Source organism: Microbacterium sp. Ru50, from assembly GCF_002920555.1.
Lineage (GTDB): Bacteria > Actinomycetota > Actinomycetes > Actinomycetales > Microbacteriaceae > Microbacterium > Microbacterium arborescens.
This window is the reverse complement of record NZ_PQSV01000001.1, coordinates 886541-904751: the sequence shown is the minus strand read 5'-3', so window position 1 is coordinate 904751 and position 18211 is coordinate 886541. Positions and strand designations below refer to the sequence as shown.

The 18211-nt window shown below is 70.6% G+C and carries 17 protein-coding genes; 12 read left to right on the top strand and 5 right to left on the bottom strand.

Going from position 1 to position 18211, the window contains the following annotated elements; translation table 11 throughout:
* The first annotated feature begins 19 nt into the window (after nt 1-19).
* The 4 genes from C3481_RS04310 to pheT all read left to right on the top strand — a co-directional run bounded on the left by C3481_RS04310 (nt 20) and on the right by pheT (nt 5234).
* A complete protein-coding gene (locus C3481_RS04310; RefSeq protein ID WP_023951730.1) occupies nt 20-667 on the top strand; it encodes an amino acid ABC transporter permease in 648 nt (215 codons plus the stop codon).
* Nucleotides 664-1602, top strand: a complete 939-nt coding sequence (locus tag C3481_RS04305) for an amino acid ABC transporter permease (RefSeq protein ID WP_071919399.1) — start codon at nt 664-666, stop codon at nt 1600-1602. Before C3481_RS04310 ends, C3481_RS04305 begins: the two co-directional genes overlap by 4 nt.
* A gap of 72 nt (nt 1603-1674) precedes the next feature.
* A complete protein-coding gene (pheS, locus tag C3481_RS04300; RefSeq protein WP_071918349.1) occupies nt 1675-2715 on the top strand; it encodes a phenylalanine--tRNA ligase subunit alpha in 1041 nt (346 codons plus the stop codon).
* Nucleotides 2715-5234 (top strand): phenylalanine--tRNA ligase subunit beta, encoded by a 2520-nt coding sequence (gene pheT, locus C3481_RS04295; protein WP_103840929.1) that lies wholly within the window; start codon nt 2715-2717, stop codon nt 5232-5234. Before pheS ends, pheT begins: the two co-directional genes overlap by 1 nt.
* A gap of 108 nt (nt 5235-5342) precedes the next feature.
* Here pheT and C3481_RS04290 read toward each other — a convergent pair whose 3' ends face one another.
* A complete protein-coding gene (locus tag C3481_RS04290; protein ID WP_103840927.1) occupies nt 5343-6467 on the bottom strand; it encodes an AAA family ATPase in 1125 nt (374 codons plus the stop codon).
* A gap of 59 nt (nt 6468-6526) precedes the next feature.
* Between C3481_RS04290 and C3481_RS04285 the strand changes: the two genes are divergently transcribed.
* Both C3481_RS04285 and C3481_RS04280 read left to right on the top strand, forming a co-directional pair.
* Entirely contained in the window at nt 6527-7330 is an 804-nt protein-coding gene (locus tag C3481_RS04285) for an ABC transporter ATP-binding protein (protein WP_023951719.1), read from the top strand.
* Nucleotides 7312-8892, top strand: a complete 1581-nt coding sequence (locus C3481_RS04280; protein WP_071918346.1) for a hypothetical protein — start codon at nt 7312-7314, stop codon at nt 8890-8892. Before C3481_RS04285 ends, C3481_RS04280 begins: the two co-directional genes overlap by 19 nt.
* 33 nt (nt 8893-8925) lie before the next feature.
* On the opposite strand, the gene C3481_RS04275 is transcribed toward C3481_RS04280, so the two are convergent.
* The 4 genes from C3481_RS04275 to C3481_RS04260 are packed head-to-tail and all read right to left on the bottom strand — an operon-like array spanning nt 8926 to nt 11526.
* Entirely contained in the window at nt 8926-9678 is a 753-nt protein-coding gene (locus C3481_RS04275; protein ID WP_103840925.1) for an ABC transporter permease, read from the bottom strand.
* Nucleotides 9678-10577, bottom strand: coding sequence for an ABC transporter ATP-binding protein (locus tag C3481_RS04270; protein ID WP_023951715.1), 900 nt, complete (start codon nt 10575-10577; stop codon nt 9678-9680). The genes C3481_RS04275 and C3481_RS04270 overlap by 1 nt, the downstream gene beginning before the upstream one ends.
* Nucleotides 10574-10873 (bottom strand): transcriptional regulator, encoded by a 300-nt coding sequence (locus C3481_RS04265; RefSeq protein WP_036304625.1) that lies wholly within the window; start codon nt 10871-10873, stop codon nt 10574-10576. Before C3481_RS04265 ends, C3481_RS04270 begins: the two co-directional genes overlap by 4 nt.
* Complete coding sequence (locus C3481_RS04260; protein WP_144083364.1) at nt 10870-11526, bottom strand: hypothetical protein; 657 nt, start codon at nt 11524-11526, stop codon at nt 10870-10872. Before C3481_RS04260 ends, C3481_RS04265 begins: the two co-directional genes overlap by 4 nt.
* 269 nt (nt 11527-11795) lie before the next feature.
* Between C3481_RS04260 and argC the strand changes: the two genes are divergently transcribed.
* Genes argC through C3481_RS04230 form a run of 6 tightly spaced genes read left to right on the top strand, consistent with a single transcriptional unit; the run spans nt 11796 to nt 18208 of the window.
* Nucleotides 11796-12854 (top strand): N-acetyl-gamma-glutamyl-phosphate reductase, encoded by a 1059-nt coding sequence (argC, locus tag C3481_RS04255; protein WP_071918344.1) that lies wholly within the window; start codon nt 11796-11798, stop codon nt 12852-12854.
* Nucleotides 12851-14008 carry a bifunctional glutamate N-acetyltransferase/amino-acid acetyltransferase ArgJ gene (gene argJ, locus C3481_RS04250; RefSeq protein ID WP_103840923.1) on the top strand — a complete coding sequence of 386 codons (1158 nt, stop codon included), beginning with the start codon at nt 12851-12853 and terminating at the stop codon, nt 14006-14008. Before argC ends, argJ begins: the two co-directional genes overlap by 4 nt.
* Nucleotides 14005-14910: an acetylglutamate kinase gene (gene argB, locus C3481_RS04245; protein ID WP_023951709.1), complete on the top strand. Its 906-nt coding sequence runs from the start codon at nt 14005-14007 to the stop codon at nt 14908-14910. The genes argJ and argB overlap by 4 nt, the downstream gene beginning before the upstream one ends.
* Nucleotides 14907-16154, top strand: a complete 1248-nt coding sequence (locus C3481_RS04240) for an acetylornithine transaminase (protein ID WP_052007578.1) — start codon at nt 14907-14909, stop codon at nt 16152-16154. Before argB ends, C3481_RS04240 begins: the two co-directional genes overlap by 4 nt.
* Nucleotides 16151-17074 (top strand): ornithine carbamoyltransferase, encoded by a 924-nt coding sequence (gene argF, locus C3481_RS04235; protein ID WP_103840921.1) that lies wholly within the window; start codon nt 16151-16153, stop codon nt 17072-17074. Before C3481_RS04240 ends, argF begins: the two co-directional genes overlap by 4 nt.
* Before the next feature lie 33 nt (nt 17075-17107).
* Nucleotides 17108-18208 carry a DUF1624 domain-containing protein gene (locus C3481_RS04230; RefSeq protein WP_258039083.1) on the top strand — a complete coding sequence of 367 codons (1101 nt, stop codon included), beginning with the start codon at nt 17108-17110 and terminating at the stop codon, nt 18206-18208.
* Nucleotides 18209-18211 lie beyond the last annotated feature (3 nt).

The following is an 18211-nucleotide window of genomic DNA, read 5'->3' as shown; positions in this document are numbered from 1 at the left end:
CACCATCCAAGGAGACGATGTGGGCGTCATCACCGACAACCTCGACCTCTGGGGCGAGGCGCTCGGCAACACCCTGTTGCTGTTCTTCGCCGGCGGAGCGATCGCCCTGGTCCTCGGCACGCTGATCGGCGCCATGCGCGTCTCGCCGATTCCGGTGGCGCGCGCTTTCGGCACGGTCTACGTCAACACCATCCGCAACACCCCGCTGACGCTCGTCTTCTTCTTCTTCGCGTTCGGCTACCCGCAGCTCGATCTGCCGAACCCCGGCTTCACGGTGCTCGGCATATGGGCGCTGGGCATCTACACCGCGACCTACGTCGCCGAGGTCATCCGTGCCGGCATCAACACCGTGCCGGTCGGCCAGGCCGAAGCGGCCCGCGCGATCGGCCTCACGTTCGGCCAGGTCATGACCCTCGTGGTCATGCCGCAGGCCTTCCGGTCGGTCGTGCCGCCGATGATGAGCGTGTTCATCGCGCTGCTGAAGAACACCACGGTCGCCGCCGGCTTCTCCGTGGTCGAGCTCGGCGCCATCCGCGCCAATCTGAGCGAGCGCGGCGAGAACGCCCTGACCGTGCTCCTCTGGGTCGCCGTCGTCTTCGTCGCCCTGGTGCTGGTCCTCAGCGCCGTGCAGCGACGACTCGAGAACAAGTGGAGGATCGCGCGATGACTTCCGTCCTTTACGACGTTCCGGGGCCCCGCGCGATCCTGCGCAACCGCATCCTCGGCATCGTCACCGTCCTCCTGGTCGCCGCGGCGATCGGATTCGTGGTCTTCCGCTTCGCGGTGAGCGGTCAGTTCTCCGCCGACAAGTGGTACATCTTCACCTTCAGCAACGTGTGGCTCGGCATCCTCAAGGCGCTCGGCAACACGCTCGCCGCCTTCGGGCTCGCGGCCGTCGGTGCCCTGGCGCTCGGCTTCGTCCTCGCGATCGGCCGCCTGTCGGATCACGCGTGGGTGCGGATTCCCTTCGGCGTCGTCATCGAGGCGTTCCGGGCCGTACCGGTGCTGATCTTCATGATGCTGATGTACTACGGCCTGCCGACGCTCGGCATCCGCATGGAGCCGTACTGGGCCGTCGTCATCGCCCTCGTCGCGTACAACGGCTCCGTGCTGGCGGAGGCCCTGCGCGCCGGCATCGAGTCGCTGCCACGCGGGCAGAAGGAAGCCGGCTACGCGATCGGGCTCCGCAAGAGCGGCGTCATGCGCCTCGTCCTGCTGCCGCAGGCGGTCCGCGCCATGCTGCCCGTCATCGTCGCGCAGCTCGTCGTGACGCTGAAGGACACCGCGCTCGGCTTCATCATCACCTACCCCGAGCTGCTGTACTACGCCAAGCAGCTGACCTCGCAGCCGGGGCGCCCGATCCTGCAGGCCGGCATCGTCATCGGCGCGATCTACATCGTGATGTGCCTGCTGCTGTCGTGGTTCGCGAGCTTCCTCGAGAAGCGGCTCTCGCGTTCACCTCGCACCCCGGGCACCGCGGGCGGTGGGGCATCGGCCGTCGATCCACTGCACCACCCGGTGCCTCCGACGACGGACACCGAGCTCATCGCGATGCAGAAGGGGGTCGGCAAGCACGACTCCAATAGCTCGGGCAGCGCCTGACGCACCGAGCACGACCCCGACGGGCCCCTCACGCGAAAGCGGAGGGGCCCGTCGCCGGTAGACTCGACTCCCGTGTCCGACGCACCCGAGATCACCCCTGACGCGGTCGCCGCGGCGGTGGATGCGGCCCTCGCCGCCATCGCCGACGCGTCCTCGACCGCAGAGCTGAAGTCCGTCCGCAACGCCCACACCGCCGAGGGGTCGCCGCTTGCGCGACTCAACGCGCAGCTGCGGTCGGTGCCCAACGAGAAGAAGGCCGAGTTCGGCAAGCTCGTTGGCCAGGCGCGCGGTCGCGTCACCCAGGCGCTCGCTGCCCGCGAGGACGAGCTCGCCGCCGCCGAGACGGCCGCGAAGCTCGAGGCGGAGGCGCTCGATGTCACCGCCATCGCCCCGCGCGGACGCGTCGGGGCGCGGCATCCGATCTCGCTCCTGCAAGAGGAGGTCGCCGATCTCTTCGTCGGGATGGGCTGGGAGATCGCGGAGGGACCCGAGCTCGAGCACGAGTGGTTCAACTTCGACTCGCTCAACTTCGACGTCGACCACCCCGCCCGCCAGATGCAGGACACGTTCTTCGTCGATCCCGTCGCGCGTCACCTCGTCATGCGCACGCAGACGAGCCCCGTGCAGATGCGGTCCATGCTCGAGCGCGACATCCCCATCTACGTCCTCTCGCCGGGCCGGGTGTTCCGCACCGACGAGTACGACGCGACCCACCTGCCCGTGTTCACGCAGTTCGAGGGCCTCGTCGTCGACAAGGGCATCACGATGGCCCACCTCAAGGGCACCCTCGACCACGCGGCACGCGAGCTGTTCGGCCCCGAGGCCAAGACCCGTTTCCGCACCAACTACTTCCCGTTCACTGAGCCGAGCGCCGAGCTCGACCTGTGGCACCCGACGTTCGCCGGCGGTGCGCGCTGGATCGAGTGGGGCGGCTGCGGCATGGTGAACCCCAATGTGCTCCGCGCCGCGGGCATCGACCCCGAGGTCTACTCCGGGTTCGCCTTCGGCATGGGCATCGAGCGGACGCTGATGTTCCGCTCCGACGTGAAGGACATGCGCGACATGGCCGAGGGTGATGTACGTTTCAGCGAGCAGTTCGGGATGGTGGTCTGATGCGCGTTCCGCTCTCGTGGTTGCGTGAGTACGTCGATGTGCCGGCGGATGCCGCGCCCGAGGACATCCTCGCGGCGCTCGTGTCGGTCGGCTTCGAGGAGGAGGACGTCCACGGGTTCGACCTCACCGGTCCGATCGTCGTCGGCCGCGTCGTCTCGTTCGAGCCCGAGCCGCAGTCCAACGGCAAGACGATCCGCTGGTGCCAGGTCGACGTGGGGGAGGCCAACGGCGGCATCCGCGGCATCGTCTGCGGCGCCTCGAACTTCTTCGAGGGCGACAAGGTCGTCGTCACCCTTCCCGGCGCCGTGCTGCCCGGCCCGTTCCCGATCGCAGCCCGCAAGACGTACGGCCACGTCTCGGACGGCATGATCGCCTCGGCGAAGGAGCTGGGCCTCGGCGACGAGCACTCCGGCATCCTGCGCCTGACCGAGCTCGGTCTCGCCAGTGACGAGGATGCGCCGGTCGGTGCCGACGCGATCGCGCTGCTCGGCCTCGACGACGCTGCCATCGACGTCAACGTCACCCCCGACCGCGGCTACGCGCTGTCGGTGCGCGGCATCGCCCGCGAGTACTCGCACGCGACCGGTGCGGCATTCCGCGACCCCGGCCTGCGCGAGTTCGACGAGCTCGAGCACCCCGCGACGGGCTTCGACGTCGCGGTCGACGACCGGGCGCCGATCCGTGGCCGCGTCGGTGCGACCGAGTTCGCGGTGCGCGTCGTCTCGGGCGTCGACCCGTCACGGCCGACGCCGCCGTGGATGGTCGCGCGTCTCACGCTCGCCGGCATCCGCTCGCTCGGCATCCTCATCGACATCACCAACTACGTCATGGTGGAGCTCGGCAACCCGATCCACGGCTACGACCTCGACAAGCTCAGCGGGGGCATCACGGTGCGGCGCGCGACGCCGGGGGAGAAGCTCACGACGCTCGACGGCAAGGAACGCACGCTCGACGGCGAAGACCTTCTCATCACCGACGAGTCGGGCCCCATCGGCCTCGCCGGCGTCATGGGCGGCGGCACGACCGAGATGACGGATGCGACGCGCAACGTGCTGATCGAGGCCGCGATCTTCGACACCGTCACGATCGCCCGCACCGCTCGTCGTCACAAGCTGCCGAGCGAGGCCTCGCGGCGCTTCGAGCGCGGTGTCGACCCGCTGCTGCCCTTCGTGGCCGCCCGCCGCGTCGCCGACCTCATGGTCGAGCTCGCCGGCGGCACGCTCGAGCCGGTCGGCGGCGCTCTGTTCGGAGAGGTGTTCCTCGAGGCGATCGACCTGCCGCGCGGCTTCGTCGCAGGCCTCATCGGCATCGACTACACCGACGACGAGGTCGTCGCAGCCCTCGAGACGATCGGCGCAGAGGTGTCGGGCACGGCTGCCGGTTGGGAGGTCATTCCGCCGTCGTGGCGTCCCGACCTCACCGACAAATGGACGCTGGCCGAAGAGGTCGCGCGCATCCACGGGCTCGACCGCGTTCCTTCGGTCCTCCCAACGGCACCGTCCGGTCGCGGACTGACGGATGCCCAGAAGGGCCGTCGTCGCGTGTCGAACGCACTGGCGGCCGCGGGCTTCGTCGAGACCCCGTCGTTCCCGTTCACGACGCGCGACAGCAACGACCTGCACGGCTCCGCCTCGGGCGAGGAACTGCCCTCGGTCAAGATCGCCAACCCGCTCGACGGGCAGGCCCCCTACCTGCGCCGCTCGCTCGTGCCGGGCCTGCTGCAGGTCGCCCACCGCAACGTCTCACGTGGCCTGACGGATCTTGCCCTCTTCGAGGTCGGCGCGGTCTTCCTCCCCGAGCCCGGCACGCAGTACGGCACCGCGACGGTTCCGCCGCTCGCTGTGCGTCCCGACGACGCCACACTCGCGGAGCTCCACGCGTCGATCCCGCCGCAGCCGCGTCACGTCGCGGTGCTCGTCGCCGGCAATGCGTCGCCGAAGAAGCCGGGCCAGGCCGCCGTCACGGCCGATCTCAGCGACGTGTTCGCCGCCGTCGCAGCGATCGGCTCGGCCGCCGGCGTCGACATCGAGATCTCGCAGACCCGGCGCGCCGCGCTGCATCCGGGTCGCGCCGCCGCGCTCACCGTCGGCGGTGTCGAGGTCGGTTACGCCGGGGAGCTGCATCCCGAGGTCTCGGCCGCGGCCGACCTGTCGGGCCGGGTCCTCGTCGCCGAGGTCGACCTCGACGCGGTTCTGGCGAGCGCGGGAGAGCGGGTCGTCGTCGCGTCGCTGTCGGGCTACCCCGCGGCCACGCAGGACGTCTCGCTCGTCGTCCCCGACTCCGTGACAGCGGGTGCTCTTGCCTCGGCGCTGTCGGAGGGAGCCGGCTCGCTTCTCGAATCGCTCCGACTCGTCGACGACTACCGCGGCTCGGGCGTTCCCGAAGGCTCGAAGAGTCTGACCTTCGCGCTGCGCTTCCGCGCCGATGACCGCACCCTGACCGCGGCCGAGGCGAGCGAGGCCAAGCTCGCGGGCGTCGCCGTCGCGGCCGAGCGCTTCGGCGCCGTCATCCGCGACTGACCTGCGTATCGGGCGCAGTTCCGGGCGTCGCGCGCGGCTTCAGCCGTGTCGCGCGTCCGGAGCTGCGCCCGACTCGTCGTCTCGGCCGGTCGCCCGACCCAGAGGCGCTCAGCGCGAGCCCCAGTTCCAGGCCGGAACGTCGAGCAGACCCTGACCGCGGACGGTCGTCTCGGCGTTCGACCGTTGCAGTTCGACGCGGGACGGTTCGGGCAGAGCGTCGACGAGCGCGTCGGCGTGCGACACCGTGATGACCTGTGTGCGCTCGGATGCCGTTCGCACGAGCGACGCGAGGGGCGCCAGCAGCGAGGGATGCAGGCTCGCCTCGGGCTCGTTCAGCACCAGGAGCGGTGCGGGTCGTGCCGGCAGCAGCGCGGCGCACAGCAGGAGGTAGCGGAGCGTGCCGTCGGAGAGCTCGGCCGCATCGAGCGGACGCAGCAGCCCGGGCTGCTCGATCGTCAGGCGGAACAGGCCGTCGGAGGTCACGACACGCACCCGGCTGCCCGGGAACGCCTGGTCGACCGCGCGGGCGAGGGCATCGCCGTGCCCGGCCTCGACGATCGTCGCCCAGGTCGCAGCGAGATTCGCCCCGTCGTGCGCGAGGGTGTGACTGCGGGTGCCGACCTGCGGCTGTCGGGCGGGGGCGTCGAGGTCGACGCGGAAGTGGTCGTAGAAGCGCCAGGCGGTCATCCCGCGCCGGAGTGTCAACAGCTCGGGGGCGGTGTCGCCCTCGGCGAGGTCGGTGACGATGCTCTCGTACGGCGCGAGCTGCTGGCCGAGCATCGTCCAGGAGTCATCGCGCACGCGGGTGAGCTGCCGGGTGCGGTCGATCAGCAGGGTCGAGGGCTTGGCGACGACGCCGGCGAACACCTGTTCGCGCTTGATCTCGGGGTCGCGAGCGAACGGGCTGTTCTGGTCGCCCTGCGGGATGCCCAGATCGATGAGGTACCCCAGCTCATCCGAGGCGTAGCCGAGCTGCACCGCGATCGGCCCTCGGCGCACGGTTCCTTGGTCTCCGCCGTTCTCGGGCCCGGCCCAGAGCACCGACGGCAGCCCGCCTTCCCGGGCGAGCGCGCCGACGATGTCGCCCTTTGCCGCCGCGGCGAGCAGGCGCAGCGCCCGGTAGAGGTTCGACTTGCCCGAGCCGTTGGGGCCGGTGACGACCGTGAGGTCGCCGAGCGGCACGACGACGTCGCGAAGCGAGCGGTATCCCGATACGGCCAGAGTGCGCAGCATCCCCTCACTCTGGCATCCGTGTCTGACACCGCCCTCCGCTTGCCGATAGTGTCGGGGCCGTGAGCGAGATCCCAGCCAGCGTCACCCCATCGTCTCCGGCGGCCGGCGCCGCCCCCGCCCTCGAACTGCTCGGCCTGGTCAAGAGGTTCGGTGAGAAGGTCGCCGTCGACGGCATCGACCTCGTCGTCCCGTCCGGCTCGTTCTACGGTCTCGTCGGGCCGAACGGCGCGGGCAAGACGACGAGCCTCTCCATGGCCACGGGACTGCTGCGCCCGGATGCCGGTACCGCGCGCGTCCACGGGATCGACGTCTGGCGCGACCCGGTGGCCGCCAAGCGTACGATCGGCAACCTCGCCGACGGCGTGCGGCTCTTCGACCGGCTGACGGGGGAGCAGCTCATCACCTATACCGCGATGATGTTCGGGCTGCCCCGGCCCGAGATCGCACCACGCGTGTCGGACCTGCTCGACCTCATGGACCTGCGCGGCGCAGCCGGGACGATCGTCGCGGACTACTCCGCGGGTATGACCAAGAAGGTCGCGCTCGCGTGCGCCCTCGTGCACGCCCCGCGCCTGCTCGTTCTCGATGAGCCCTTCGAGTCGGTCGACCCGGTGTCGGCCGCGAACATCGAGGACGTTCTGCGCAGCTACACCAGCTCGGGCGGCTCGGTGATCGTCTCGAGCCACTCGATGGATCTCGTCCAGCGCATGTGCGACCACGTCGCCGTCATCGCCGCAGGCCGGGTGCTCGCGGCCGGCACGATCGACGAGGTGCGTGCCGGCGAGAGCCTGCAGGACCGCTTCGTCTCGCTCGTCGGCGGACGCCACCAGTCGGAGGGACCGCAGTGGTTGCGACAGTCCTGAAGCTGCGTTACCGCGTTCTCGGCAACACGCTCGCCCGTCGACCCTGGCAGCTCGTCGGCTTCATCCTCGGATCGCTCTGGGGCCTCAGCATCCTCGGCGGGCTCGTCGCCGCGCTCATCGCGCTGTCGATCTTCGAGAATCTCGAGGTCGCGTCGGTCGTCGCCGTCCTGGGCGGCTCGGCGCTGATCCTCGGCTGGCTCATCGGCCCGATCCTCATCGCCGGGCTCGACAGCACCGTCGACGCCGTGCGTCTCGCACCGTTCCCGCTGACCCGTCGTCAGGTCATGCTCGCTCTCGCGGGCACCGGCCTCACCGGCATCCCGGGAATCGTCACCACCGTAGCCGCCCTCGCGACGCTCATCGTGTGGGTGCGCTGGCCGCTCGCGGCGGTCGTCGCCGTGCCGACGGTGCTGCTCGGCGTCCTGACCTGCGTGCTGGCGTCACGCCTCATGGGCGAGCTGTCCGGTGGCATGGGCGGTCGCCGTTCACGCGAGATCATCGGCACTGTCGTGCTCGTCGTGCTCATCCTCACCGGCCCCATCCTCACCGGCATCGTGGCTCTGCTCGACCAGGCGGGCGGCGACCTGTGGGCGCGGATCCAGCAGGCGGCGGGCATCCTCGCCTGGACACCGCTGGGTGCCGCCTGGTCGGTCGCGCCGAGCGTCGCGGCAGGCCAATGGCTTCCGGCGCTCGCCAGCACCGCGATCGCCCTCGTGACCCTCGTCGTGCTGTGGATCGTATGGGAGCGCGTCATCGAGACGGCCGTGTCGTCGCCGCGCCAGCGCGCGACCCGAGCCGTCGCCGCCGGCAAGCTCGGCCTGTTCGGCGTCATGCCGACCGGTGGCGTCGGCGCGACGTGGGCGCGATCCCTCTCGGGATGGCTGCGCGATCCCCGGTACCTGCGGCAGCTCATCGTCATCCCGCTGTTCCCGGTGCTGTTCGCCTTCACGGGCGGAACCGACGGCTTCATGTTCCTCATCTCGCCGGTGCTCGCCGCACTCGTCATGGCGGCGGTGGGCTACGCCGATGTGTCGTTCGACGGCACCGCTTTCGGGACCACCCTCGCCACGGGCATCTCCGGGCGCGCCGACCGGCTGGGCCGTCTGCTCGGTGCCGCCTGCGTCGGCATCCCGCTCATCGTGGTCATCGCGATCGCGACCGCGCTCGTCTCCGGTGACGCGGCGCACCTTCCCGCCGTGCTCGGCGCGGCCCTCGGCGTGCTGCTCGCCGGGTACGGCGCCTGCGCTGTGTCGTCGGCGCTCATCGTGACCCCGGTGCCCGCGCCCGGTGACAGCCCGTTCAAGAGCACGCCGGGTCAGAACTCCATCGTGGGCCTGCTGGTCTTCGTCGTGTGGGCCGCGGTGATCGCGCTGTCCCTGCCGGCCATCGTGCCGGCGATCGTCAACGCGGTGACGGGAGATGCGATGTGGGGCTGGATCGCGCTGGCGGTCGGTGTCCTCTTCGGCGCCGTCGTCGCGGTCGTCGGGGTTCTGGTCGGCGGACGCACGCTCGAGCGGACCGGCCCCAACTTGCTCGTGCGCATCAAGTCGTTCCCCACCTGAGCGGCCCCGGGGCGGACGCGAGTCCCGGTCGGCTCAGCGGTAACGGCGGCCCTCGTCGCGTCGGTACAGCCACACGACGAGGGCTCCCAGCGCGACCGTCCACGCGATGATGCCGAGGATCGCCCAGAGCGGCACCTCGGTGCCCGTCGCGACCCCGACGACGATCTCGCGGGCCTGACGGATCGGCAGGACCGACGAGGCGGTGTCGAGCCAGGAGGGGAAGAACTCCGGAGGCAGGAAGAGGCCGCCGCCGAAGGCGAGCAGGAACAGGGCGACCTGCGTGACGGCGATGGCTGCCTTCGGGCCCGTCGTGATCCCGACGATCGCGCCGATGAGCATCGGCGGCAGTGCCGTCGCGATGACGAGGACGATCGCCGCGAGCAGTCTCACCGGCTCGGGGCGCGCACTCGTGAAGACCGCGCCGACGATGAGCAGCGGCAGCATCGCCACGGTCGCGATCGCGAGGGTCGCGAGGATCAGGGCGCCGATGCGGGCCATCGGGCTGCCGGGGAGCGTGCGCAGGTAGGGCGTCCACGGCTTCGAGCGCTGCTCGGCGAGTTCGAGGCCCACGGAGAACAGCCCGGACGACATGAAGGCGAACACCACCATCGAGAAGACCGCGGCCGTCGCGACGGTGCTGTCGGCCACGATCGCGCGCTGCGGCAGCACGAAGAGGCAGAACGCGAGGGTGGGGAAGACGACGGACCCGATGACCGCGATCGGAACCCGTGCGGTCTCGATGAGGTTGTACTTGGTCGCGGTGAGGGTGAGCGAGAGCGAGGACATCAGGCGGCTTTCTCGGTGTGCGCGGACGTGGCGGTCAGGGTGAGGAACGCCTCTTCGAGGGTCGCTCCGCGTACCGCCAGATCTCGGAACGGCAGATCGGCGGCGACGAGCGAGCGGACGAGAGCGTCGGAGTCGCCGACGACGGCCGTCACGGCGTCGTCCGCGGTGGTGACGGATGCCTCGGGGTCGAGGCGCCGGATGTCGTCGGCCGAGACCCCGCGCAGGGTGACGCGGCGTCGCGAGACGTTCGACACGACGGCCGCGAGCGTGTCGTCGGTGCGGACGACGCCGTCATCGATGACGACGACGCGGTGTGCGAGCTGTTCGATCTCCTCGAGGTGGTGGCTCGTGACCACGACGGCGCACCCGGCGGCGTGCCGGGCGCGGACGGCATCCCACAGCGCTCGCCGGGCGTCGACGTCGAGACCCGTCGTGGGCTCGTCGAGCAGCACGAGGTCGGGGTCACCGGCGAAGGCCAGCGCGACCGCGACCCGCCGCTGCTGGCCGCCCGACAGGCCGCCGCACTGCTGACGCAGCAGGGGGCCGAGGTCGAACTCGTCGACGAGGCGGGAGCGGGGCGCGGGATGCGGGAAGTGCGACGCGACGAAATCGAGGACCTCGCTCACCCGGAGCGCGTCCGGCAGCGCCGTCGCCTGCGGAGTCGAACCGAGCCGCACGCGCGACGACGCGTCGCGCGGGTCGCCGCCGAACAGGCGCACCTCGCCGCTGGTCGGGGTGCGCAGGCCCTCGACGAGCGACAGGAGCGTGGTCTTGCCCGCGCCGTTCGGGCCGAGGAGTCCGACGCATTCGCCGGCGTGGATGTCGAGCGTCACTCCGGCCAGCGCGGTGACGTCGCCGAACCGCTTCACGAGGTCGCGGGTGCTGATGAGGGCGGTCATGATCCTCCTCCGAGGAGATCGAGCAGATGGCTGCGATAGGTGCGGAACGCCGCGCGCCCGGCGGGAGTGAGGGCGACGTAGGTCACGGGCTTGCGTCCGGCGAACGCCTTCGCGGTCTCGACGTAGCCCGCCGCCTCGAGCTTTGCGAGGTGGGTGGTGAGGTTGCCGGCGGTCATCCCCAGCAGTTTCTGCAGCACGGGGAACGTCACCTCGTCGCCGTCGGCGAGGGCCTCGTTCAGCGCCGTGACGATGCGCAGGCGGGCCGGGGCGTGGATGACCGGGTCGAGCTCGGTCATCGGGTGCCTTCCGCCGGAATGACGCCGCGCAGCATCAGGGTCGCGACGACGAGCATCGCGAGCGGGCCGACGGTCGCGTACACGAGGTAGTTGGTCGGCGTGCCCGCGTACGAGGCGACGATCGCGGTGGCGATCATGACGATGCCGAGCGCGTACTGCACGGGGGAGCGCCACAGCGCCCCGCCCGCCAGGTAGAGCACACCGACGAGCAGGACGAAGATCGCGGGGGAGAGCACCGCCATCACGGTGGCATCCGCGCCGGTGCGCTGCACGGCGCCGATGAGGAGCCCGGCACCGAACATCGACAGCGTCCACGCCCAGCCGTACATCGCGCCGGCCAGGCGTGAGGGCCCCCGCACGCCTGCACCGGAGCGGATGCCGGCGACGGCGGAGACCACGATGCCCGTGATGAGCACCACGCCGAAGACGATCCACGCGGGTGTGGTCGGAATGCGGAACCAGGGGTTCCCGCCGCCGACCGCCGCGCTCCAGATCGCTCCGAACCCGATGATCCACGCCGCCGCCCACGTGATGAGCATCACCGCGTAGTTGCGGTTGACCCAGTGGGCGGTGCGCCGACGCTGGTCCTGCATGAGAGCGAGCATCGCCGCCGGGTCGGCCTGCTGCTCGTCATCCATCGAATCGTGCTTCATGCAAACCACTTTGCACTGCAAACCTTGCGGGGTCAACTCCACTCGGATACGGGGGATTTGGCGGATGCGGCGCGCGAGCGCTACTGTCGGCGCATGTCTTCGGCTTCGCAGCGCACCATCACGGTGCTTCGCGCGCGCCGACGTCTGGGCGACCGCCGACGCTAGGCGACCCTGCACGCTCCCGCATCCGCGGTCGAGCGTGTGGTGTCGCCGCCGCCGGTCCCCGTCGCCGCGAAGGCGACGTCATCCCAGACAATAAGGTGGAAGTCATGCCCCTCTCCGTCGCCGTCTCCGGCGCATCCGGATACGCGGGAGGCGAGATCCTGCGCCTGCTCGCCGCTCACCCCGAGGTCGAGATCCGCACCGTCACCGCGCACTCCAACGCCGGTCAGCCGCTCATCGATCACCAGCCGCACCTCCGCTCGCTGCGTCATCTCACGCTCCAGCCCTCGACGCCGGAGGTGCTGGCGGGGCACGACATCGTGTTCCTGGCCCTCCCGCACGGCCAGTCCGGCCAGTACACCGAGGCACTCGCCGACACCGCCCTCGTGATCGACGCGGGCGCCGACCACCGGCTGACGTCGTCGGACGACTGGGATGCCTTCTACGGCGGCGACTTCCACGAGCCATGGACCTACGGTGTGCCCGAGCTCCTCGTCGGAGGCGCGAGCGGCACCGTCAAGCAGCGCGACAAGCTCGTCGGAGCCTCGCGCATCGCCGCTCCCGGGTGCAACGCCTCGACCGTGGCGCTGAGCCTCGCTCCCGGCGTCGCAGCCGGCGTCATCGACCCGGGTGACATCGTGAGCGTGCTGGCCGTCGGTCCGTCGGGCGCGGGCAAGAGCCTGAAGACGAACCTCCTCGCCGCCGAGATCCTCGGGTCGGCGAACCCCTACGCGATCGGCGGATCGCACCGCCACATCCCCGAGATCCGGCAGGCGCTGCGGGGAGCGGGCGCGGCAGGCGACATCCGCATCTCGTTCACCCCCGTCCTGGTGCCGATGTCGCGCGGCATCCTGGCCACCTCGACCGCTCCGATCGCGGATGGTGTCTCGGACGCTCAGATCCGCGAGGCGTGGGAGAGCGCCTACGCCGACGAGCCCTTCGTGCAGCTGCTGCCCGAAGGCTCCTTCCCTCGGACAGCCGACGTCACCGGTGCGAACACCGCCCTCATGGGTCTCGCGATCGACCGGGCCGCGGGCCGCGTGGTCGTCGTGACCGCGGTCGACAACCTCGCCAAAGGCACCGCGGGTGCCGCCATCCAGTCGATGAACATCGCCCTCGGTCTCGCCGAGACCACGGGCCTGAGCGTGAACGGAGTCGCCCCGTGAGCGTCACCGCCCCCCAGGGATTCGAAGCCGCCGGTGTCGCCGCGGGCCTGAAGTCGACCGGAAAGCCCGACGTCGCCGTCGTCGTCAACCGCGGCCCCCTCAAGGTCGGTGCCGCGGTGTTCACCTCGAACCGCGCCAAGGCGAACCCGATCCTGTGGTCGCAGCAGGCGATCGCCGACGGTGTCGTCGAAGCCGTCGTCCTCAACTCCGGCGGAGCGAACTGCTTCACGGGCAGCTTCGGCTTCCAGACGACGCACCAGACCGCCGAGAAGGCGGGCGAGCTGCTGGATGTCGGCGCCGGCGACGTGCTCGTGTGCTCGACCGGTCTCATCGGAACGGGCGACGAGGTGTTCCGCGCCAAGGTGCTCGAGGGCACCACGGTGGCGATCGGCTCGCTCAGCCCCGAGGGCGGCGAGGACGCCTCGCTCGCGATCATGACCACCGACTCCCGGCCCAAGCGTGCCGTCGTCTCGCGCGGCGGCTGGACCATCGGCGCTATGGCGAAGGGCGCGGGGATGCTCGCGCCCGGCCTCGCGACGATGCTCGTCGTGATCACCACCGACGCCGTCCTCGACGCGGCGCAGGCGGATGCCGCGTTGCGCTCGGCCACCCGAACGAGTTTCGACCGGCTCGATTCCGACGGGTGCATGTCGACCAACGACCAGGTGACCCTCATGGTCAGCGGCGCGTCGGGCGTGACGCCGGATGCCGCCGACTTCGCCGCCGCGCTCGCCGAGATCTGCCACGACCTCGCCGAGCAGCTGCAGGGCGACGCCGAGGGCGCGAGCCACGACATCACGATCGAGGTCGTCGGTGCCGCATCCGAGGACGACGCCGTCGTCGTCGGACGCTCCGTCGCCCGCAACAACCTCTTCAAGGCCGCGATCTTCGGCAACGACCCGAACTGGGGTCGGGTCCTGGCCGCGATCGGCACGACGGATGCCGCCTTCGACCCCTACGACGTCGACGTCTCGTTCAACGGCGTGCGCGTGTGCACGGCCGGCGGCCCCGACCGCCCGCGTGAGGAGGTCGATCTGACGCCCCGCGCGACGCACATTCTCATCGACCTGAAGTCGGGCGACGCGACGGCGACGATCCTCACGAACGATCTCACGCACGACTACGTCCACGAGAACAGCGCTTACTCCTCATGAACGACATCGACCTCCAGTACACGACCCCCGAAGAGGCGGCGGCCAAAGCGGGCGTCCTCATCGAGTCGCTGCCGTGGCTGCAGCGCTTCCGCGATCAGATCATCGTCATCAAGTACGGCGGCAATGCGATGGTTTCCGAGGAGTTGCAGGAGTCGTTCGCGCAAGACATCGCCTACCTGCGCTTCGTCGGCGTGAAGCCCGTCGTCGTGCACGGCGGTGGCCCGCAGATCTCGAAGATGCTCAACCGGCTCTCGATCGAGAGCGAGTTCAAGGGCGGCTACCGGGTCACCAGCACCGAGGCGATCGACGTCGTCCGGATGGTGCTGACCGGGCAGATCAACCCGCAGCTCGTCGCCCGCATCAACGCGTACGGTCCGTTCGCCACGGGCCTGTCGGGCGAGGATGCCGGTCTGTTCGGCGGTCGCCGGCGCGGCGTCGTGATCGACGGCACCGAGCACGACCTCGGGCACGTCGGCGATGTCGTCGAGGTCGACCCGCAGCCGGTGCACGATCAGCTCGACGCCGGCCGCATCCCGGTCATCTCCTCGATCGCGCCCGACCTCGACAACCCCGGTCATTCACTCAACGTGAATGCGGATGCCGCGGCCGCGGCTCTCGCGACGGCCCTCGGTGCGACCAAGCTCGTCGTCCTCACCGACGTGCCGGGCCTCTACGCCGACTGGCCCAACCGCGACTCGCTCGTCTCGCACCTGACGGCGACCGACCTGCGCGCGATGCTGCCGAAGCTCGAGTCGGGGATGATCCCGAAGATGCAGGCATGCCTCGACGCGGTCGACGGGGGAGTGGACACCGCGGCGATCATCGACGGACGCCAGCCCCACTCGGTGCTGGTCGAAGTCTTCACAGCACAGGGAATCGGTACGGAAGTGGTGGCGGGATGACGAACCCGACGATCCAGCAGACAACGCCCACATGGGCGGACGATGTCGATCGCGACCTCGTCCGCAGCGCCGGTGCGCGCCTCGCGCTGCTCGAGCGCGGCGAAGGAGCGTACGTGTGGGATGTCGACGGCAAGCGCTACCTCGACTTCCTCGCGGGCATCGCCGTCAACTCGCTCGGACACGCTCACCCGGTGTTCGTCGAGGCGGTCTCGCGGCAGGCGGCGACGCTCTCGCACGTCTCGAACTACTTCGCGACACCGCCGCAGCTCGCCCTCGCCGCGCAGCTGAAGCGTCTCGCGGGCACCGGCGACGCCGGACGCGTCTACTTCGGCAACTCCGGCGCCGAGGCGAACGAGGCGGCGTTCAAGCTCGCGCGACTGCACGGCGGCGCCGAGCGCCCCCGCATCCTCGCGCTGAAGGACGCGTTCCACGGCCGCACGATGGGCACCCTCGCCCTGACCGGCAAGCCGCAGATGCAGCAACCGTTCGAGCCGATGGTCCCCGGTGTCGAGAGCATCGACTCGACGGTCGAGGCCCTCGAAGCCGCGATGGACGATCGTGTCGCGGCGCTGTTCGTCGAGCCCATCAAGGGCGAGGCCGGGGTCATCCCGCTGCCCGAGGGCTACCTCGCGGCGGCGCGTGAGATCACGAAGCGTCACGGTGCGCTGCTGATCATCGACGAGATCCAGACCGGCGCCGGACGCACCGGCGCATGGTTCGCATTCCAGCACGCCGGCATCGAGCCCGATGCGATCACGGTCGCCAAGGGCATCGGCGGCGGGTTCCCGATCGGCGCTCTCATCACCTTCGCGAGTGCGAGCGACCTGTTCTACCCGGGCACGCACGGCTCGACCTTCGGTGGCAACCCGCTGGGCACCGCCGTCGCCTCGGCCGTCCTCGGCGAGATCGAGAACGGCGGGCTCGTCGACGCCGCCGCGACCCACGGCGCACGCCTGCGCCAGGTGCTCGAGACGATCGAATCGTCGCTCATCGAGGGCGTGCGCGGCCAGGGCCTGCTGCTGGGCGTCGGGCTGCGGCATCCGGTCGCCGGCGCCGTCGTCGCGGCGGCGCAGGAGCACGGCCTGATCGTCAATGCGGCGAACGACCGCACCGTGCGGATCGCTCCGCCGCTCACCATCGGCGACGTCGAGATCGACGAGTTCGCCGAGCTGTTCACCGCCGCGCTGCGCACCGTCGAGTCGGCCCTGCTTCTCGAGACCACGACCACGGAGGAATCCGCATGACCCGCCACCTGCTCCGCGACGACGACCTGAGCCCGGCCGAGCAGGCCGAGGTCCTCGACCTCGCGCTGTCGCTGAAGAAGGACCGCTGGAAGCTCAAGCCCCTCGAGGGCCCGCAGACCGTTGCGGTCATCTTCGACAAGTCGTCGACCCGCACGCGCGTCTCGTTCGCCGTCGGCATCGCCGACCTCGGTGGCTCGCCGCTGATCATCTCCACGGCCAACAGCCAGCTCGGCGGCAAGGAGACCCCCTCCGACACCGCACGCGTGCTCGAGCGGCAGGTCGCCGCGATCGTCTGGCGCACGTACGCGCAGGCGGGTCTCGAGGAGATGGCTCGCGGCACCCGCGTGCCGGTCGTCAACGCGCTGAGCGACGACTTCCACCCCTGCCAGCTGCTCGCCGACCTGCTGACCATCCGTGAGCACAAGGGCGACCTCGCCGGGCTCACCCTGTCGTTCTTCGGCGACGGGCAGTCGAACATGGGCCACTCGTACGTGCTCGCCGGCGTGACCGCGGGCATGCACGTCCGTGTCGCCTCGCCCGAGGGCTACGGTCCCCGTGAAGACGTCGTGGCCGACGCGCAGCGCATCGCGGCCCAGACGGGTGGATCGGTCACGATCCTCGTCGACCCGCTCGAAGCGGCATCCGGCGCCGACGTCATCGTGACCGACACCTGGGTGTCGATGGGCAAGGAAGAGGAGAAGATCGCACGCATCCGCGATCTGGGTGCGTACAAGGTGACGCAGCAGACGATGGATGCTGCCGCCGACGGCGTGATCTTCATGCACTGCCTGCCCGCCGACCGGGGCTACGAGGTCGACGCCGACGTCATCGACGGTTCGCACAGCGTCGTCTGGGACGAGGCCGAGAACCGCCTGCACGCGCAGAAGGCGCTGCTGGTCTGGCTGCTGCGTCAGCAGTGACCACGGCACGGTGAGGAGCGGCCGGTGCCGGGGATGAGCGAGATGCTGCGGCGCCGCTCGCTGTTCGCGCCCTCGCGCATCGACGGTATCGACCTCGCTCGCGGGCTCGCCGTGATCGGCATGCTCGCGGCGCACCTGCTCGCCATCCCCGACTTCGACTGGACGATCCCCTCCTCGCACGAGGGGATCGTCCACGGGCGGTCGTCCATCCTGTTCGCGACGCTCGCGGGTGTCTCGATCGGGCTCGTCAGCGGCGGCCCGGTTCCGCTGCGCGGCCCACGACTCGAGACGGCTCGTCTGCGCCTGCTCGTGCGCGCCGGGGCGATCTGGGTGATCGGCGTGCTGCTGCTGTTCCTCGCGGTGCCGGTGTACGTCATCCTTCCCGCCTACGCGCTGCTGTTCGTGATCGCCGCCGCCGTCCTGCCGCTGCGGGCGCGCACGTTGCTCATCGCCGCCGCGGTCGTCGGGCTCGTCGCGCCGTTCCCGCAGGCGGCGATCGACGGCCTGTCGTTCTGGTCGACACCCGAGGGCGTCGACGTCTCGAACGCCGTCGGGTGGCACTACCCGTTCCTGACCTGGATGGCGTTCGTCCTCGCGGGCATGGGGGCGGCGCGCCTCGACCTGCGCTCGCGCGCGACGCCGTGGCTCCTCGCGCTCGCCGGGCTCGCCCTGACGGCGGTCGGCGCCGCCCTCGACATCGTGTGGGGACGCTCCGAGGTCTTCGGTGAGACACCGTGGACCGGGGAAGCCCACTCATCCGGGCTGTTCGAGGTCATCGGATCCGGCGGCTTCGCCCTCCTCGTCATCGGCGTGTGCGTCCTCGTGTGCCGCACGCCTCTCACATGGATCGCGTTGCCACTGCGGGCGGTCGGCTCGATGCCGCTCACCGCCTACTCGGCGCAGATCGTCGTGTGGGCGCTCACCCGGCCTGCCGCCGAGCCCGGCGTGTTCGAACTCGATGCATACCGGGCCCTTGAGCCGTTCTGGCCGATGACCCTCGGCATCATCCTCGGGTGCACCGTCTGGGCGCTCCTCGTGGGACGCGGTCCGCTCGAGGCCGGGATCGACGCGCTCGCCCGGGTAACGGTCCGCGGTCGCGCGGACGCGCCGAGCGCGGCGATGCCGCCCCGATAGGCT